The organism is Pseudomonas sp. PA-1-6B (assembly GCF_021609545.1).
Classification (GTDB): domain Bacteria; phylum Pseudomonadota; class Gammaproteobacteria; order Pseudomonadales; family Pseudomonadaceae; genus Aquipseudomonas; species Aquipseudomonas fluorescens_BV.
On record NZ_WJZM01000040.1, the window covers coordinates 1 to 16,119 of the forward strand.

General features: G+C 60.7%; 19 protein-coding genes. 4 read left to right on the forward strand and 15 right to left on the reverse strand.

Going from position 1 to position 16,119, the window contains the following annotated elements:
• The 4 genes from GIV35_RS18515 to GIV35_RS18530 all read right to left on the reverse strand — a co-directional run.
• Positions 1-673 (reverse strand): ATP-binding cassette domain-containing protein (locus tag GIV35_RS18515; RefSeq protein ID WP_236304378.1); only part of this gene is annotated, 673 nt, incomplete at its 3' end.
• On the reverse strand, positions 670-1,650 hold the full coding sequence (locus GIV35_RS18520) for a substrate-binding domain-containing protein (protein WP_014719544.1): 981 nt from the start codon (positions 1,648-1,650) through the stop codon (positions 670-672). The genes GIV35_RS18520 and GIV35_RS18515, both read right to left, overlap by 4 nt.
• Before the next feature lie 32 nt (positions 1,651-1,682).
• Complete coding sequence (locus GIV35_RS18525) at positions 1,683-2,504, reverse strand: SDR family oxidoreductase (RefSeq protein ID WP_034128421.1); 822 nt, start codon at positions 2,502-2,504, stop codon at positions 1,683-1,685.
• Between the two features lie 270 nt (positions 2,505-2,774).
• On the reverse strand, positions 2,775-3,254 hold the full coding sequence (locus GIV35_RS18530) for a GNAT family N-acetyltransferase (protein WP_034128422.1): 480 nt from the start codon (positions 3,252-3,254) through the stop codon (positions 2,775-2,777).
• 188 nt (positions 3,255-3,442) lie between these two features.
• Between GIV35_RS18530 and GIV35_RS18535 the strand changes: the two genes are divergently transcribed.
• From GIV35_RS18535 to GIV35_RS18550, 4 genes are all read left to right on the forward strand, one after another.
• Entirely contained in the window at positions 3,443-4,639 is a 1,197-nt protein-coding gene (locus GIV35_RS18535) for an MFS transporter (protein WP_236264295.1), read from the forward strand.
• 85 nt (positions 4,640-4,724) lie between these two features.
• Positions 4,725-5,063 carry a hypothetical protein gene (locus GIV35_RS18540; protein ID WP_034128424.1) on the forward strand — a complete coding sequence of 113 codons (339 nt, stop codon included), beginning with the start codon at positions 4,725-4,727 and terminating at the stop codon, positions 5,061-5,063.
• 51 nt (positions 5,064-5,114) lie between these two features.
• Positions 5,115-5,381 (forward strand): hypothetical protein, encoded by a 267-nt coding sequence (locus GIV35_RS18545; RefSeq protein ID WP_032895690.1) that lies wholly within the window; start codon positions 5,115-5,117, stop codon positions 5,379-5,381.
• Positions 5,382-5,429: 48 nt separating this feature from the next.
• Complete coding sequence (locus GIV35_RS18550; protein WP_213153519.1) at positions 5,430-5,810, forward strand: termination factor Rho; 381 nt, start codon at positions 5,430-5,432, stop codon at positions 5,808-5,810.
• Positions 5,811-5,860: 50 nt separating this feature from the next.
• Here GIV35_RS18550 and GIV35_RS18555 read toward each other — a convergent pair whose 3' ends face one another.
• From GIV35_RS18555 to tmk, 11 genes are all read right to left on the reverse strand, one after another.
• Positions 5,861-6,772, reverse strand: a complete 912-nt coding sequence (locus GIV35_RS18555) for a PfkB family carbohydrate kinase (protein ID WP_105227926.1) — start codon at positions 6,770-6,772, stop codon at positions 5,861-5,863.
• Positions 6,765-8,231 carry a purine-cytosine permease family protein gene (locus GIV35_RS18560; RefSeq protein ID WP_105227928.1) on the reverse strand — a complete coding sequence of 489 codons (1,467 nt, stop codon included), beginning with the start codon at positions 8,229-8,231 and terminating at the stop codon, positions 6,765-6,767. The genes GIV35_RS18555 and GIV35_RS18560 overlap by 8 nt, the downstream gene beginning before the upstream one ends.
• 126 nt (positions 8,232-8,357) lie before the next feature.
• The gene (locus GIV35_RS18565; RefSeq protein WP_105227930.1) at positions 8,358-9,359 is read right to left on the reverse strand and encodes an ADP-ribosylglycohydrolase family protein; all 1,002 of its coding nucleotides are present in this window, start codon (positions 9,357-9,359) and stop codon (positions 8,358-8,360) included.
• Positions 9,356-10,069 carry a GntR family transcriptional regulator gene (locus tag GIV35_RS18570; RefSeq protein ID WP_057976379.1) on the reverse strand — a complete coding sequence of 238 codons (714 nt, stop codon included), beginning with the start codon at positions 10,067-10,069 and terminating at the stop codon, positions 9,356-9,358. The genes GIV35_RS18565 and GIV35_RS18570 overlap by 4 nt, the downstream gene beginning before the upstream one ends.
• 70 nt (positions 10,070-10,139) lie before the next feature.
• Positions 10,140-10,700, reverse strand: coding sequence for a DUF1285 domain-containing protein (locus GIV35_RS18575; RefSeq protein ID WP_105227932.1), 561 nt, complete (start codon positions 10,698-10,700; stop codon positions 10,140-10,142).
• Positions 10,701-10,716: 16 nt separating this feature from the next.
• Positions 10,717-11,322 (reverse strand): DUF4823 domain-containing protein, encoded by a 606-nt coding sequence (locus tag GIV35_RS18580; protein ID WP_034128431.1) that lies wholly within the window; start codon positions 11,320-11,322, stop codon positions 10,717-10,719.
• Positions 11,323-11,433: 111 nt separating this feature from the next.
• Positions 11,434-12,402: a GTP 3',8-cyclase MoaA gene (locus GIV35_RS18585; RefSeq protein WP_019817203.1), complete on the reverse strand. Its 969-nt coding sequence runs from the start codon at positions 12,400-12,402 to the stop codon at positions 11,434-11,436.
• Between the two features lie 139 nt (positions 12,403-12,541).
• Positions 12,542-13,207, reverse strand: coding sequence for a TetR/AcrR family transcriptional regulator (locus GIV35_RS18590; RefSeq protein ID WP_198716411.1), 666 nt, complete (start codon positions 13,205-13,207; stop codon positions 12,542-12,544).
• A 445-nt stretch (positions 13,208-13,652) separates the two neighbouring features.
• Positions 13,653-14,438, reverse strand: a complete 786-nt coding sequence (locus GIV35_RS18595) for a TatD family hydrolase (RefSeq protein ID WP_034128433.1) — start codon at positions 14,436-14,438, stop codon at positions 13,653-13,655.
• Between the two features lie 62 nt (positions 14,439-14,500).
• Positions 14,501-15,490: a DNA polymerase III subunit delta' gene (locus GIV35_RS18600; RefSeq protein WP_202692306.1), complete on the reverse strand. Its 990-nt coding sequence runs from the start codon at positions 15,488-15,490 to the stop codon at positions 14,501-14,503.
• A complete protein-coding gene (gene tmk, locus GIV35_RS18605) occupies positions 15,483-16,115 on the reverse strand; it encodes a dTMP kinase (protein WP_202692307.1) in 633 nt (210 codons plus the stop codon). The genes GIV35_RS18600 and tmk overlap by 8 nt, the downstream gene beginning before the upstream one ends.
• Positions 16,116-16,119 lie beyond the last annotated feature (4 nt).

Here is a 16,119-nt window from a genome sequence, read left to right on the forward strand (position 1 = left end):
CCTCGAACGTGCGCACGTAGCGACCGTCCTTGAACACCGTCACTGCGTCGCAGATACGGAACACTTCTTCCATACGGTGCGACACGTAGAGCACCACTTTGCCCTCCTCGCGCAGGCGCGTGATGATCGCCATCAAGCGCTCGATTTCCCGCGCCGAGAGGCTACTGGTCGGCTCGTCAAAGGCGATCACATGGGCGCCACGGGACAGCGCCTTGGCGATTTCCACCAGTTGGCGCTGGCCCAGAGACAGGCGCCCGAGTTTTTCGTCGGGGTCGATTTCATCGGCCAGGCCCTTTAGGCAGGCCAGGGCCTGCTTGCGCAGCAGGCTCCGGTTGACCACGCCAAAGCGCGTGGGCAAATGCCCGAGGAACAGGTTCTCGGCCACGCTCATTTCCGGCACCAGATGCAGCTCCTGGTGAATCACCGCCACACCGTTGGCGATGCTGTCGGCGGCGCATTTGAAGGCCATGGTCTGCGCGCCGATCTGCACCGTACCGCTGGACGGAATGTAGGCGCCGCCGAGGATTTTCAGCAGGGTCGACTTGCCGGCGCCGTTCTCGCCCATCAGCGCGTGCACCGAATGCGGCCGCGCTTCAAAGCTGATCTGCGCCAGGGCTTTCACACCGGGAAACTCCTTGCCGATGCCATTGAAACGCAGGGCCGCGCCGCTCATTTCCACAGGCCGATCTTGGTCAGTTCTTCCTGGAAATTGGCGCGGGTGATCAAGGTCACTTCGTCCATGGCGGTGTATTTGGCCGGTTCCTTGCCGGTGGTGACCCACTCGTACATCGCCAGCGCGGTGTTGTAGCCCTCGATATGCGGGCTGGGCAGCATGGAGCCGAAGAAGCCGCTGTCGGCTTTCTTCAATTCGCCAATGGCGTCGGTGCCATTGATGCCGATGCCGATGACGTTGGCGGCCTTGAAGCCGGCACTTTCGGTGGCGCGCACGCCCCCGAGCACGGTGTTGTCGTTCATGCCGCCGATGATCAGGTTCTTCGCTCCGCTCGGCAGCTTGACCAAGGCCGAGTTGGTGGCGTCCATGCTGCCGGGGACGTCGAGGGTTTTCAGCGCAGCGGTGAGGATGTGGTCCTTAGGAATACCGGCCTCCTCGAGGGATTTGATCGAGCCGTCTGTGCGCTTCTTGCCGGTGTCGAGCTCGTTGAAGGTGTTGATCACCGCATAGGTGTCCTTCCAGTCCCAACCGCGCTTTTTCGCTTCGGCGGCCATGGCGGCGCCCTGCTTCTGGCCCACCTCAAACGCGGCCATGCCCAGGTACGGCACGTCTTCCATGAAGTTGCCCTTGGCATCGACAAAGCGGTCATCCACGGCCATCACTTTCAAACCGTTGACCTTGGCCTTGGCAACGATGGCCGGGCCCAGGGACACGTCTGGCGGGCAGATCACAAAACCCTTGGCGCCATTGGCGGCCAGGCTGTCGATGGCCGACAAGGTCTTTTCGCCATCGGGCACGGCGATCTTGATCACAGTAAAACCATGCTCCTTGCCGGCTTTTTCCGCGAATGCCCACTCCGTTTGAAACCAGGGTTCCTCGGCCTGCTTGACCAGGAAACCGATCTTCACTTCTTCAGCCGATACCCAGCCGCAGAACGCCATTGCCAGTGCCACGGCACCGAGTGTTTGCTTGAACATGGACCACCTCCTTCTTGTTATTGGAAAACGCTTTAGTCGTGGTACATCACAGACCGCCCGCCATCGATCATCAGGCAAGTGGCGTTGATAAAGGGCGCCTCGTCGGTCGCCAGGAACAGTGCTGTCATGGCCACTTCGATGGGCTGGCCAATGCGTTTGGGCGGGTGCAGGTCGAACGCACGCTGGCGTTCGGCGTGAGGGTCAGGGAAACCGTTCCAGTAATCGACGTTGAGCTGGGTTTCGATATAGCCGGGGGCGATGGCATTCACGCGGATGCCCTTGGGCGCGTACTCGATGCCCAGTGCACGGGTGAGGCCGAGCAGGCCGTGCTTGGCGACGGGGTAAGGAAAGCAACCGGGAATGATGTGGCTGGAATGGGTGGACGCGATATTGATGATGTTGCCGATACCTTGCTCGATCATGTGCGGCAATACCGAGCGGCAGCCGTACCAGGCACCGTCGAGGTCGATGGCGAAACAGCGGCGCCAGTCCTCGTCGCTCATCTCCAGCGGGTCACGGAACACGTTGACTCCGGCACAGTTGACCAGCACATCCACGCGACCAAAGCGCTCGATGGCCAGGTTGACCAATGCCTGCCACTGATCCTTGGAAGTGATATCAACCGGTTGAGCGTAAACCTGCGCACCGTGTTCGCGCCAATGAGCGGCGATTTTCTCGACTTTGTCACCCTGGATATCGGCAATGATCAACCGCGCCTGCTGGGCCTGGAAACAGGCAACGATGGCTTCGCCAATGCCTTGGGCGGCGCCGGTGACGATCACCACCTTGTTCTTCAGCCGCTCGCCGTAAGTCGGCTCGGGCACGGCGGGTAGGGACAACGGTTGCGCCTGCATCGCTTCACCTTTTTATTTTTTGTAGTGAGTGCTGATGCTGGCGACTATAAACCCATCGCCTGAAATATCTCAATATATAAATTAAGATCCCATATATTGAGAAAAAAACAAAAAATGTTCGAGCGGGTTAGCTGTGGCGAGGGAGCTTGCTCCCGCTGTCTGCGCAGCAGACTCCAGCTTTTGGGGGGGCGCTTCGCACCCCAGCGCAAGCAAGCTTGCTCGCCACAGGAAAGCTCACATTCTGGTTTTAGTGTTTACATAAATGAGGCTTCAGCCTTGGGCGAAGTCGCGCAGGGCATCGCCTTCCATGCGATAACGCACCCATTCCTCCTGAGGCTGGGCGCCTATGGATTTGTAGAAGGCAATCGCTGGCTCGTTCCAGTCCAGCACGCTCCATTCAAAGCGCCCGCAACCGTTGTCACAGGCGATCTTGGCCAAGTGGCGCAGCAACTTCTTGCCGGCCCCGCCGCCGCGTTGTTCCGGGTTGATGTACAGATCTTCCAGGTACAGGCAGTTACTGCCCAGCCACGTCGAGTAACTGAAAAAGAACACCGCAAAGCCAATCGGCAAGCCGTCGCGCAAGCAGATAAGGCCATGGGCCGTGGCGCCTTCGCTGAACAGGCTGCGTTCGATATCCACCACGCTGGCGATCACTTCATGCCGGGCTTTCTCGTACTCGGCAAGTTCAGTGATAAAGGTCAGGATCTGCGCAGCATCGCTGGGCACGGCGGGGCGAATCTCGATGGTCATGGGCGAGCCTTGGGCAAATTCAAAGGCCCCATACTAAGACGGTTTGATGGCCGTTTGCAGTGCAATTGATGCCAATCAGCGCGTTTCACTCCGGCGCGGGGTGAAGCAAGCATCAGCAACCACAGAACAAAGCCTGCGGACGCCCATGGTAAACAATGGGCATAAATCCAACGATCAGAGACCTGCTCATGCACGCCACGCCAACAGTGGGCACGAAGACATTCGCGCTGTTCTGCCTCGCCAGTTTCCTGCTGTCACTGTCTTACGGCTCGACCTTTTTGTTGTCACTGCTGATCCATGCCCGTGGCGGTAATGAACACGACGCGGGCAGTGTCATTGCCACGGCGATGCTCAGCACCTTCGTAGCGGTGGTGCTTTCCGGGCATCTGGCCGATGCGCTGGGCGCGGCGCGAGCGATTGCGAGCAGCGGCCTATTGTTGGTGGTGGCCTGCCTGGGGTTTGCCCTGACGCCAGGGTTTGGCCAGGGCTTGATGCTGTTTGGATTGTCCCTTGGCTTGGGCTGGGGCGTGTTCTATACCTTGGGTCCGATCATCGTGACGCTGCTGGTGGAGCCCCGCCAGCGGGCCAAATATTTCGCCTTGCTCTCGGGCAGTATGTTGAGCGGCATAGGTTCCGGCCCTTTGCTGGGACGCGCCGCCACTGCGCTGGACCTGCCCCTGACAACGGCGTTTTATATTGCCGGGCTCGCCAGCCTCGCCGGGGTGGTGATGTTCTGGCGCATGGGCTCTCGGTTGCGACAGCACGCGAATGTACCGACCTCCAGGATTTCCTGGGCTGTAAGCCGCCGCGTACTGTCTTCCAAGGCGGCGTTCGCCATCCTGATGGTCGGCCTGGGTGGCTGCGTATTCGGGGGGCTGTCTTCGTTCCAGACCAGCTATGCCGTTGCCCATAAGCTGGACTATTCGCTGTTCTTCGCGGGTTTCCTGACAGCGGCAATTATCAGTCGCCTGCTGATCGCCGGTTTCGTGGTCAAGCGCGATGCGTACCAGGCTGCCTGCGTATTATCCGGGGTGATGCTCGGCGCGATCACGCTGTTCGCGTTTGGTGTCAGCGGCAACCTCAGTTATGTGCTCGCCGCCGCCACGCTAGGGATCGGGTATGGCCTGACGTATTCGGTGATTAACGGCCTGGTGGCCAACGAATCGCCCAGCGGCACCACTTCCCAGGCGTTATTGCTGTTCAGCCTGGCGTACTTTATCGGCGTCTTCGGGTTTCCCTGGCTCGCAGGCAAGATCATCGTCGACTTCGGCCTTGCGACAATGATGCTGAGCGTACTGGTGATCGCCGCACTCAACTGGACGATCACGGTGGCGCGCTTGGTAGCGCGCCGAGTATCGGCACATAAAGTGATACATGTGAGCTGATACCGTTCGTCGCCATCCCGGCACGATCGGCAAACGCGGGCAGACCAATACAGGGTAAGGACATTAATCATATGGAGACACCCTGATGAAAAATTCCAAATTTGCTGCCCTCGCCCTCACAGGCCTGTTGTCTGCCGCGTCCTTGAGCGCCTTCGCGGCTAGCTCGACCACTGGCCCCACCGATCCAACGCCGGACGCCACTACCGAATCGCAAAAGTCCATGGGCACCGGCCTGGACACCAACGGTGGCGCGATCATCGACAACAGCGCCGACCCACGCACCAAAGGCAACGACACCCAGCGCCAGGCACCGCCTGCCGTAGGCAACGGCAAGATGGGCCCTGGCACGAGCAACAATGAGCCGAAGATCAACAAAGGCGACGACTCGAACATCCCCGGCGCACAGAAACAACCCGCGCCTTGATGCACCCTTGGTACGACCAACACCCGACCATTTCCCAGTGAAGAGGTACGCATGAACGTCGATAGAAACCTTGAAAAAGAAGTCCTCACCCGCCTGCTGCACGCCCATCCGCAAGGCTTGGGCAAGGAGGTGCTGGACAATTACCGCGGTGAAAAAGAGGTCGCCAGTGTCTTGGCGTTCCTGCAGGACCGCGGGCTGATCAAGGATGGGCATGTGACCACCGACGACGCCGGCGAATACGCGTTGAACCTGCCGATCAAGCTCACCGCTTCTGGTGTGGATGAGGCGCGCAAGCTCGACGCTCAAAGTACTCAGTAATCCATTTCTGGCCTGGCCCCGCGACTGGGGCCAGAGGGAGTTTTAGCGATGCCTCGTGGAAGCAAAGCCAAATACACCGACGAACAGAAACGCAAGGCCGCTCATATCGAAGACAGTTATGAGCATAAGGGGTTGCCCAAAGACGAAGCCGAAGCCCGTGCCTGGGCTACCGTGAACAAACAGTCTGGCGGTGGTGAAAAAGCCGGCGGATCAGGCCGACGCAAGGCGTCAGCCAAGAAGACCCAGGACCGGCAGGAATCGGCCAAGCGTGCCGCTGCCAGCCGTGAAGGCCACCCGCGCAGCAGTGGGGCTTCGCTGGGTACGCAGACCAAGGAAAGTTTGATGAAAGAGGCGCGGGCCAAGGATATTCCTGGGCGCTCAACCATGCGCAAAGATGAGTTGATTCAAGCGCTGAAAAAAGCAGGGTAGACGCAGAACCCGTTGTGGGAGCGGGCTTGCTCCCACTGGATTGTGCGTATTTATTCAGCCAGCAATGCGTCGACTTCGGTGACGCCAGGTGAAGTGGCCGGCCCCCAACGCGTCACCGCCAACGCCGCCGCTGCGTTCGCTCGACGCGCCGCCTCAACCGGTTTCAAACCCTTCGCCAACCCGGCAATAAATACCCCTGCATGCGCATCCCCCGCACCATTGCTGTCTACCGCCTGCACCTTGAAGCCAGGTACATGCTCCGTCTCTGCCCCACGCCCTACCCAGCAACCATTTGGTCCATCACGCACAACCAGCAGTGCCTGCAAGTGCTGATTCAGCACGGGCAGCGCCTGACTCATATCCGTCGCCCCGGTAAACGCGAGGGCTTCAGGGCCATTGCTGGTCCAGATGTCGATACGCGGCAACAAGGCACGCATCAACGCCGAGTCCGGCGCCTTGACCAGCGGGCCTGGGTCGAATACCACCACGATCTCTCGCGGCAGCGCCAGCAGCCAGTCAAGCAACGGCTGCGCCTTACCTTCAAGCAGCAAGCTGTAGCCACTGACGTACACGTAATCATCGATACGCGGCACGATCTGAGCCAAGTCGTCGGCGCTCAGCTCACCCTCGGCGCCGAGATGGGAGATGAAGGTGCGTTCGGTGCTCGCTTCAGTCAGCGACACGCACAACCCGGTATCTTTGCCAGCGCTGGCCGCCAAGGCCATTTCAACACCTTCGGCCTGCATCGCGGCACGCGCCAGCTCGCCAAAGCGCCCATCGCCATGGCGGCCCAGATAAACCACCGGCAACCCATTGCGCCGTGCCGCAGCCATTACGTTGAAACCGCCACCGACTTGGAAACTGGCGGAGTTGGCCAGCACGTCACCGCCGCTTGCCGGCAGGGTGTCGAGGCCCATGACCAGGTCGACAATGACCTGGCCGGTGTGCAGCAATCTAGACATTGGCGCTCTCTGCTAAAGCCGGACGACGGTCAGACGCTCCGCCCAAGACTGCATATATTCCGCCAGCCACCACGAAGGTCACGATCCAGCCCAGCCCGTTGTGGCCCAGCCAGGAGTCGGACAGCGGCCCGGCAAACCAGATGTTTTCGGCGGTGGTGCCGATGGTGGTGAAGCTGAACCCCAGCACAATGGCCACGGCCCAGGCGCCAAATGCACGCCACTCCACGCCACCGCGATACCAGTAGGCACTGCTGGCGCTGACGTCCAGCAGGTCGGTGGGGCTGTAGTAATGACGGTGAATCAGGTCGACCACGAAGATCCCGACCCACGCCGTGATCGGCACCGCCAGCAACGAAATGAAGGTAATGAACGGGCCATAGAAGCTATCGGCGATCAGCATGAAATAGATGGAGCCGGCAAAAATCGCCACGATATCGACGATCACCGCATGCACGCGCTTGACCTTCAAGCCCAGGGTCAGGGTAGTGAGGCCGGCCGAATACACCGACAGGTTGTTCGACAGCAACAGGCCGCCGAACGCGGTGATCAGGTACGGCACGGCCATCCAGGTCGGCAGCATGTCGCGGATCGCGATGATGGGGTCGGTGGCCGATGCCAGGTCATTGTTACCCACCGACAACAGGCCACCCAGGGTGATCAGTAGCACCAGCGGGATACCTGCACCAAACGCGGCGGAGGCCACCAGGCGCACGGCCTTGACGCTGCGGTGCTGGTAACGCGACATGTCTGCACCGGCGTTGGCCCAACCGATACCGGTACCGGCAGCCATGGTGCCTACGCCAATGATCATCGCGCTCAACGGCGCCGGGGTGGCGTTGAACACCGCGCTCCAGTCGATGGTGGCACACAGAAAGCCGCCCACCAGAATGTTCAGGCCGCCGAATACGTAGGTGGCCCACTTCTGGATCACCAGCAACGTGGCGTGGCCCAGGCCCGATACGGCCAGGGTCAACAGCACGAAGATGGCAATGAAGATCAGGGTGAGCACCGGCGCGCTCTTGGCCTCCACTGCCGAGCCGAACAGGATGGAGCTCAACGACAACAATACGAAGGCTGCGGTGGTGGTGTTGACGGTTTCCCAACCCAGGCGGGACATCAGCGACACCAATGTCGGGCCGATATTGCCGCGCACACCGAAAATGGCGCGGGACAAGGTCAGGCTGGGCGCACGACCACGGCGACCGGCGATGGAGATGATGCCCACTACGGCAAAGGAGCCCGCGGCGCCAAGAATCGCGACGATGATCGCCTGCCAGATGGCCAGGCCACGAAACGCCACCAGCGTTGCACCAAGGGGCAAACCGAGGATGCTGATATTGGCCGCGAACCACACCCAGAATAGTTGCAGCGGATGACCGTTGCACTCGCCTTCCGGGACCGGTTCGATGCCGCGTGTTTCCAGTTGCCCGGCGGTTTGGCCGGAAGAGGGGCTGCTCATTAAGGGGTGCTCCTGGTGCCTGTATTGTTGTTGTGGTTGTGGCAGCGAGTCGAATCTTTATCCGGTCTTCCTGACCCAACGCTTTTGAATGTGGGAGCTTGCCTGCTCCCACATTTAGTTCCGTGTTTATCGCAAGGCCAATAACCCTTGGGCCAGCGGCTGCAAGTCCAGGCCATTGACCCGCTTGACCTGTTCAACCAACGCCTCAGGCCAGCACTGCATACCCAGGCACGCCCCCAGCATGGCGCCCAGAATCGCGGCAATGGTGTCGGTGTCGCCGCCCAGGCTGGCCGCCAGGCACAGGGCTTCGAAGGCGTTCATATCACCCGACGCCACTTGCTGGGCCAAGGCAAACGAGACCACCACCGATTCCTGGGAAGCCACCGAAGTACCGATCAACTCGTAAAGCAGGTCGGCAAACAACGCTTTATCGCCGCTGCCGACGCTCAGGGTGCGAGCCCAACTGATGCGGGTAGAAATGCGTCCGCCCGCGATCCAGTGACCATGGCTTTCGGCCTGTCGGGCAATCTGGGTCCCGATATTCAGGGCTTCCCCCAGGTCCACGCCATTGATGCCAGCCGACACCACCGCCGCCACGGCCGCAGCGCTGGAAATACCCAGGCTGGTGTTATGGGTGACCTGGCACGCCTGGATCACCGCCTGGATAAACCGCCCCGGGTCGCCAACATCGGCGGCGACGCCCACCGGGGTGATGCGCATCGCCGCGCCATTGGTGGTGCCGTAGCGCCCGGATTCTTCCGGGGTATGGCCGGCGAGGATCATGTCAATCGCGCGCTTGGTGGACGGCCCGAGCAAGTCCTGGGAACCCTTGGCGCGCATCCCTGCTTCCCAGTCGATCAGGCGCTGGGCAAGCACGGTGGGCTCGATATTGCCCTGGCCTTGCACCAGTAACTCGGCAACCAGGATGGCTTGTTCGGTGTCATCGGTGATGGAACCGGCAGGCATGTTGGGCGCAATGGGCTGGTCCGCGTCGGCGTCTTCCAAGGCGGTGATGGCACCGAAGCGCTGTTGGACCTGCTCGCGGCTCAAGGATTGGGTGGGCATGCCCAAGGCATCGCCCAGGGCCAGGCCATAAAAGGCGCCAAGTGCGCGATTTTCTCGGCTCATTTCGACGCTCCAAACTGCAGATGCAGGCGAAAGTGCAACGGGTCAAGCAGGCTTTCGACATGCTCCATGAAACGCTCGCGACGATCATAGGTGGTGCGCGACGCCTTGAGAAATACCGTACCGCTGGGGCGCCCGAGTAATTCGGCGTCTTCATCGCTCAGGGGTTCGGCACCGATCCACTGGTCGCCGTCGGCCCCGACGTAGCCGTAGGCGGCCAGAGTGATGGTCAGGGAATTATCGATCAGCCCAATGTGGGGCAGGTTTTCCAGATCGCCAACGGCCGGCATCAACGAGCGTTCCAGCGACACCGCTGTACCGTCAGCCGTGCGCCGGAGGCGGTCGAGGGTAATGAACTGGTCGGTGCCGAAACGGCTGAACAGATCCGGGCGCGTCACGGCTTCGAAACGCAGGACGTCGGTGCTTACTTGGGCGCCCGTATCGGCCAAGGCCTGGGCCCAACCGCTGCGTTGGTCCAACACCATGCCGTCAAAGGTGACAATCGAACCGACGCCGCTCTGGGTGGCGATGTAGTTGCGACGCTTGAGCTCGGCCAGCGCCTCGCGCAGCGTGCCCCGGCTGACCGCAAACTCCTCGGCCAGTTGGTGCTCGCCCGGCAATAGAAAGCCGTCGGCCATGACTCCACCTTCGATACGGCGGATGAGCTCATCGACGACGCGTTTTTTCTTATCAAATCGAACATGTCTAATCATGTACAAATTGATAACCGAAAGCGCGCGTTTACCGCAAGAGGATTATTTCAGGCTGAAGACAAAAACCGCCTCAGGGCTCCAGGCCGATGGGGAAAAACTCCCCGTTGCTCCAGACGCCAAGCCAGTTCTGACCGTTGATCGGACGGCTCACCGCCAGCTCCACCAACTGGTAAAAAACGTTGCGATGCACCAGGGCTTCGAGGTTGGTGCGAACGCGCACATAGGGGGCGGGTTCCTGGGTGATGGGGTCGGTGACCACCCGCAGCGGGTGTTCGAGGCCTGCCTCGACCTGTTCGTCGACGTTGGTGGTAAAACGCAATACCTGGCTTTCGCCCTGCCCTTGCACTTCCACTGTCACTGCAACAAAGGGTGCGTCATCGACACGGATGCCGACCTTCTCCACGGGCGTCACCAGGAAATAATCGTCGCCATCGCGGCGGATGATGTTGGAGAACAACTTGACCATCGGCTTTCGCCCGATAGGTGTGCCCTGGTAGAACCAGGTGCCATCGCGGGCGATGCGCATGTCGATGTTGCCGCAGAAATCCGGGTTCCACAGATGTACCGGTGCCGGCCCCTTGCCCTTGGGCAGTTGGGCCAATAAATCATTGGCCTTGGCGGAATCGGTCATGGCGGGCTCCTCTGTCTTACTGATCACTCATACCCAGCAAACCGCGGGCATATTGCGCCAGGGGGCGAGCGATCAAATCTTGTGGCGATGTGTCGTGGAACGTCAGTAAACCGCCACGACTGCGAATACGTGCAGTATCAATCAAATACTGGGTGCTGGTCTCGATCAACATGACTTGGATCACCCCGCTGTCCAGGCCAAGGCGGTCCAGGGCTTGCTGGTCGGTCCACTCGTCGGCGTTGCCGATACGGTCATCGGCTGCCGCAAAACGGCAATACAGCAGGTAGTGAGCACCGACGGCACGGGCTTCGGCCATGGCCTGTTCAAGACCTTCGGGCTGGCGGGCGCGACGCACCATAGGGAAATATTCAACGAAGCCATTGAATGCTTCCTCGGCCACCACATTGGGCCGCGGGTAGGCGCTGCCCGGCGGCACGAAGGCGCCTTGGGCAATAAACACAAAGGAGTCCGGCTGTATGCGCACCGAGGCGGTACGCCGCGTATCGCTGTGATCGAGCAGCCCGGCATCGCTCATCTGATAGCGGGTGCCTTCGGCCATATCACTGACGGTCATGCAACCGCCCAAGGCCAATGACGCCAGCAGCAAAACCAGACTACGCATCCTAATCCTCCAGAGGCCGGTGACAGGAAACCGGCGAATGGGGCGTGGGATGCAGAATCCGCGCCATTCAGCTGCGCTACAAATCAAATGTGTGAACCCGCAATATTTAGCTTAGCCACCAATGATCTTCATGATCGTGGCACCGCCCGAAAACGCCACTTCCTGCTTGTCGGCCAAGGCCTTCATCAACAAACCCTGCAACGCTGGCAACGCCTGGTGACGCGGTTGATCGAGCAAGTCACCGACATAATGGCGATTGCTGGAGGACAGGCACCCATGCAGCCAGCCGGTGGAGGACAACCGCAACCGCGAACAGGTGCGGCAGAACGGCACACTCTCGTTGGCGATCACACCGAAGAAGCCTTTGCCCGGCACTTCGTAGCGTACCGCCGTCGCATCGACGGGGGCGTTGGCTTGCAGGTATTCATGTTGCTCGCCGATCAAGCTGAGCAGCTGTTGCAAGCTGACGAACTGTTGCAGGAACGCGTTGGAGTCTTTGGCCAGGTGCCCCATGCGCATCAGTTCGATAAAGCGCAGCTCGTAGCCACGCGCCAGGCAGTAATCGAGCAACGGCATCACCTGGTCCAGGTTCTGGCCGCGCAACGGCACCATGTTGACCTTGATCTTGATTCCGGCAGCACTGGCCTGGTCCATGCCATCGAGCACGGTGGCCAGGTCGCCGCCACGGGCGATGCTGCGGAAAGCGTCGGCATCCAGCGTGTCGAGGGAGACATTGATGCGCCGAATACCGGCTGCCACCAGCAACGGCAGTTTACGCGCCAGCAGTTGGCCGTTGGTGGTCAGGCTGATGTCGCTCAGGCCCATCTGCCCTACCGCCCCCATGAAGGCTTCCAACTTGGGGCTGACCAACGGCTCACCGCCGGTAATGCGCAAGCGCTCGATACCCGCCGCTTCGATCAGATAAGCCACGCCTCGGGCCATGGCCTCGGCCGACAGTTCATCCTGGGCAGCCACCAGCCGCTTGCCGTCAGGCACGCAATAGGTACACGCATAATTGCAGGCTGAAGTCAGGCTGATCCGCAAATTGCGAAAACGCCTGCCTTGACGATCAACGATCATGGATCACTCCGGCAGAGGATAATTCGGGCGCGCTAAAAGCTGACTCATAACTCAGCTTTTAGCAAGGTCCTTGCCTGAGTATATTCCTGGGTTACTGCGCCTGGCAGTAAATCGTTGTGCCATCACTGTGGCGAATGACTTACGTGGCAGGGGTGTCGCCGCTCTTCTCGGCGCCCGGCAGTTCCGGGCTGTGCTTGCGCTTGTTGCCCATGCGCACGCCGATGTCCATCAGGAATTGGAAGAAACCTTCCTGGTCTTCCAGCACATTGCTCCAGAACGGCGAGTGGTACAGCGCCACAGCGCCATGCACCAAGGCCCAGGCGGCGCAGTAGTGGAAATACGGTGGCACGTCTTCAAGCTTGCCTTCGCTGATACGGCCCTTGATCAGCAGGGTTAGGCGTTCGAAGTTCGAGGCGCGGATCTTGTGCAGCTCCTCGACCATCTCCGGCACCTGGTGACCTTTGACCACCTTCTCTTCCAGGCGGTCGAACAGGCGGTAGCGCTGTGGGTCACGCATGCGGAACTCGAAGTAAGCGCGGGAGAGGGCTTCCTTGTCTTTGTCGACATCCGCCGAGTGCAGCAACTCGTTCAAATCGCGCTCGTAGTCAAGCATCAGGCGCAGGTAGATTTCGGCCTTGGACTTGAAGTGTTTGTAGATCGTGCCTTTGCCGATACCCACGGCATCCGCAATCATCTCGACGGTGACGCTGTCTTCACCTTGTTCGAGGAACAGCTTGAGCGCGATGTCGAGAATTTCCTGCTCACGGCGGCGAAATTCACGGACCTTACGGGGTTCTTTGTGCATGAGGAAGAGTCTGCAAAGGTCGGAAATAGGGAGGGTTGCGCAGGGCCATGGATACGTGGCGATACGATTTACCCGGTGCGAGGGATTATCCCGACTGAACGGTCGTTGGGCAATGTCTATGTGAACCCGTCAGGCACATAACTTTCAATGCGCCAACGATTTCGCCGTTATCAGTCAGAAATAATACGCAACACCTGAACCTGCCCATCAGCGCAATGAGAACTCAACCGAAGGCCGCGTATTCCAAATCTGTTTAAAAAACGATCAATCACGACTGGACTGAATGGGATAGTGGTCAATACTTCAACTGTCGGCGCGACATCTCCCCCAAGTGACGCGTCGACCTGGGTACCGACGGACTGCGTGCCCTTGTTTTACTCCTAATGGTCTTAGCCCGGATTCACCCCCCAGAACCCGGGTTTTTTTTGCCTGGGATTCGGCCGCCCTAACCGGCTACGTGGGCCAGCGGGAACAGGCGCTTGAAGTTCTCGGTAGTCTGCTCGGCAAAGCGTTCGTACGACTCGCCGCGCAGCATCGCCAGGTAATCAGCCACGTCACGTACATATTCGGGCAAGTTCGGTTTGCCACGATGGGGGATGGGCGCCAGGTACGGCGAGTCGGTTTCCACCAGCAGGCGGTCGGCGGGCACCTGGCGGGCCACATCGCGCAGCGCGTCGGCATTGCGGAAGGTGACGATGCCCGACAGGGAAATATAGAACCCCAGGTCCAGGGCCGCCTTGGCCATGTCCCAGTCTTCGGTAAAGCAGTGCAACACGCCAGCCTGCGACAACGCGGCTTCACGCAGCAAAGCCAGGGTATCGGCACGGGCGCCTCGGGTGTGGACGATCACCGGCTTGCCCGTCTGCTGGGCGGCTTGCAGGTGCAGGCGGAACGAGGCCTGCTGCAACTCGGCAGCTTCAGGCTCGTAGTGATAGTCCAGCCCGGTTTCGCCAATGGCCACCACTCGCGGATGGTTGAGTTCGCCCAGTAGCCAGTCCAGAGCCGGCGCTTCGCCTGGCTTGAGGTCCAGCGGGTGAATGCCCACCGAGCAATCGACGTCGGCGTAGCGATCAGCCAGGGCTTTGACGTCGGCGGCGTTGTCGGCGCTGACGCCAATGCACAGGAAGTGCCCTACCCCACGCTGGCGGGCAGCTTCAAGGGCGACGTCGAGGGAGCCGCCGTGCTGGGCAAGGTCGAGGCGATCAAGGTGGCAATGGGAATCTACGAGCATAGGAATCTGAGCTTAAGTCACAAAAGAGGTAGGGCCAACGATACACCCGTCAGCCACGGAATTTAACGGCGCCCGAGCAGGCCGACCCACTGCACCAGCAATGCCTCGAGCAACAGCACGCGGTTGAGGTTGGCCTTGCCGAGGACTTTCTGGCGCTGGGCGAGGATCCAGTCCTGGATGTTCAGCACTTTGTCCTGGGCACTTTTTTGCGCCAGGTATTGCACGACCTTGCGCATATCCGCCAAGCCCAGGCCGTTTTCATCCTGGGTGAGCTGGTAGCGCAGGATCAGGCTGGACCAGTCGCAGAACCAGTCGAACAGCAGCAACAGCGGAATATCTTTCCAGGCGCTTTCGGCCAGTTGCGTGGCGGACAATTCCTGCTTGAGCAGTTTCTTCACGCCTTCCACGACCAGTGCACGCTGTTCGCGCACACCCTGAGCCTGCAGCTTCACTGCCGCCAAAGGCGAGCCGGCCGCCAGGGTCAGCAACTCGCCTCGTTCTTCTGCGCTGCATTCCGGCAACGCCTGCGCCAGCCATTGCAGGCTCATGGACTCGCTGGGCAACGGGCAAGCCTGCTGCACGCAACGGCTGCGAATGGTCGGCAACAAGCGGCTGGACTGGTGGCTCACCAGCAACAGCACGGTATCGCCGGACGGCTCTTCAAGGCTTTTGAGCAAGGCGTTGGCCGCGTTGATGTTCATCGCCTCAACCGGCTCAATCAGCACCACTTTGCGCCCGCCCATCTGCGCGGTCTGCACCACGAAGCTCACCAGGTCGCGCACCTGGTCGACCTTGATGGCCTTGTCCGCTTCCTCGGGCTCCAGCACATAGTTGTCCGGGTGACTGCCAGCCTTGAGCAACAGGCAGGACTTGCACTCGCCACATGCCTCCAGATTGACCGGGCGTTGGCACAACAGGCTGCCCATCAGGCGTTCGGCGAGGTGGCGTTTACCGATGCCCACCGGCCCATGCAGCAGATAGGCGTGGGCGTGCTGGGCGCGCCCCGCCAGTTGCTGCCAGAGGCCATCCTGCCACGGGTAGGACTCAGCCACGGCTACGCTCCAACAGAGTGGGCAGCAGCGCGTCGATAGCCTGTTGCACCTGACTCAGCGGCTGGGCGGCGTCCAATAGATAATAACGTGCGGGTTCGGCCTTGGCGCGCTGCAGGAAAGCGCTGCGCACCGCATCAAAAAAGGCCTTGCCTTCCAACTCGAAGCGATCCAGACGACCTCGCGCACTGGCGCGGGCCATGCCCACTTCCACCGGCAGGTCGAACAACAGGGTCAGGTTGGGGCGCAGATCGCCTTGCACGAAGGTTTCCAGTGTGGTGATGCGCTCCAGGGACAACCCCCGGCCCCCACCTTGGTAGGCGTAGGTGGAATCGGTAAACCGGTCGCAGATCACCACGGCACCCCGCGCTAGGGCCGGGCGAATCACTTCGGCCAGGTGCTGGGCACGGGCGGCAAACACCAGGAGCAACTCGGTGTCCGGATTCATCGGCTCGTCACCCGGGGTCAGCAGGACGTCGCGAATGCGCTCGGCCAACGGCGTACCACCCGGTTCGCGGGTCAGCACCACCTCGATGCCCTGCGCACGCAGGCGCTCGGCCAGGTAGTCACGGTTAGTGCTTTTGCCGGCGCCTTCCGGGCCTTCCAGGGTAATAAACAAGCCAGTCACAGGC

Excerpts from the sequence above, each read along its gene's own strand:
- GIV35_RS18520 (WP_014719544.1), bottom strand. The coding sequence starts at position 1,650 with ATGTTCAAGCAAACACTCGGTGCCGTGGCACTGGCAATGGCGTTCTGC.
- GIV35_RS18525 (WP_034128421.1), bottom strand. The coding sequence starts at position 2,504 with ATGCAGGCGCAACCGTTGTCCCTACCCGCCGTGCCCGAGCCGACTTAC.
- GIV35_RS18530 (WP_034128422.1), bottom strand. The coding sequence starts at position 3,254 with ATGACCATCGAGATTCGCCCCGCCGTGCCCAGCGATGCTGCGCAGATC.
- GIV35_RS18535 (WP_236264295.1), top strand. The coding sequence starts at position 3,443 with ATGCACGCCACGCCAACAGTGGGCACGAAGACATTCGCGCTGTTCTGC.
- GIV35_RS18540 (WP_034128424.1), top strand. The coding sequence starts at position 4,725 with ATGAAAAATTCCAAATTTGCTGCCCTCGCCCTCACAGGCCTGTTGTCT.
- GIV35_RS18545 (WP_032895690.1), top strand. The coding sequence starts at position 5,115 with ATGAACGTCGATAGAAACCTTGAAAAAGAAGTCCTCACCCGCCTGCTG.
- GIV35_RS18550 (WP_213153519.1), top strand. The coding sequence starts at position 5,430 with ATGCCTCGTGGAAGCAAAGCCAAATACACCGACGAACAGAAACGCAAG.
- GIV35_RS18555 (WP_105227926.1), bottom strand. The coding sequence starts at position 6,772 with ATGTCTAGATTGCTGCACACCGGCCAGGTCATTGTCGACCTGGTCATG.
- GIV35_RS18560 (WP_105227928.1), bottom strand. The coding sequence starts at position 8,231 with ATGAGCAGCCCCTCTTCCGGCCAAACCGCCGGGCAACTGGAAACACGC.
- GIV35_RS18565 (WP_105227930.1), bottom strand. The coding sequence starts at position 9,359 with ATGAGCCGAGAAAATCGCGCACTTGGCGCCTTTTATGGCCTGGCCCTG.
- GIV35_RS18570 (WP_057976379.1), bottom strand. The coding sequence starts at position 10,069 with ATGATTAGACATGTTCGATTTGATAAGAAAAAACGCGTCGTCGATGAG.
- GIV35_RS18575 (WP_105227932.1), bottom strand. The coding sequence starts at position 10,700 with ATGACCGATTCCGCCAAGGCCAATGATTTATTGGCCCAACTGCCCAAG.
- GIV35_RS18580 (WP_034128431.1), bottom strand. The coding sequence starts at position 11,322 with ATGCGTAGTCTGGTTTTGCTGCTGGCGTCATTGGCCTTGGGCGGTTGC.
- GIV35_RS18585 (WP_019817203.1), bottom strand. The coding sequence starts at position 12,402 with ATGATCGTTGATCGTCAAGGCAGGCGTTTTCGCAATTTGCGGATCAGC.
- GIV35_RS18590 (WP_198716411.1), bottom strand. The coding sequence starts at position 13,207 with ATGCACAAAGAACCCCGTAAGGTCCGTGAATTTCGCCGCCGTGAGCAG.
- GIV35_RS18595 (WP_034128433.1), bottom strand. The coding sequence starts at position 14,438 with ATGCTCGTAGATTCCCATTGCCACCTTGATCGCCTCGACCTTGCCCAG.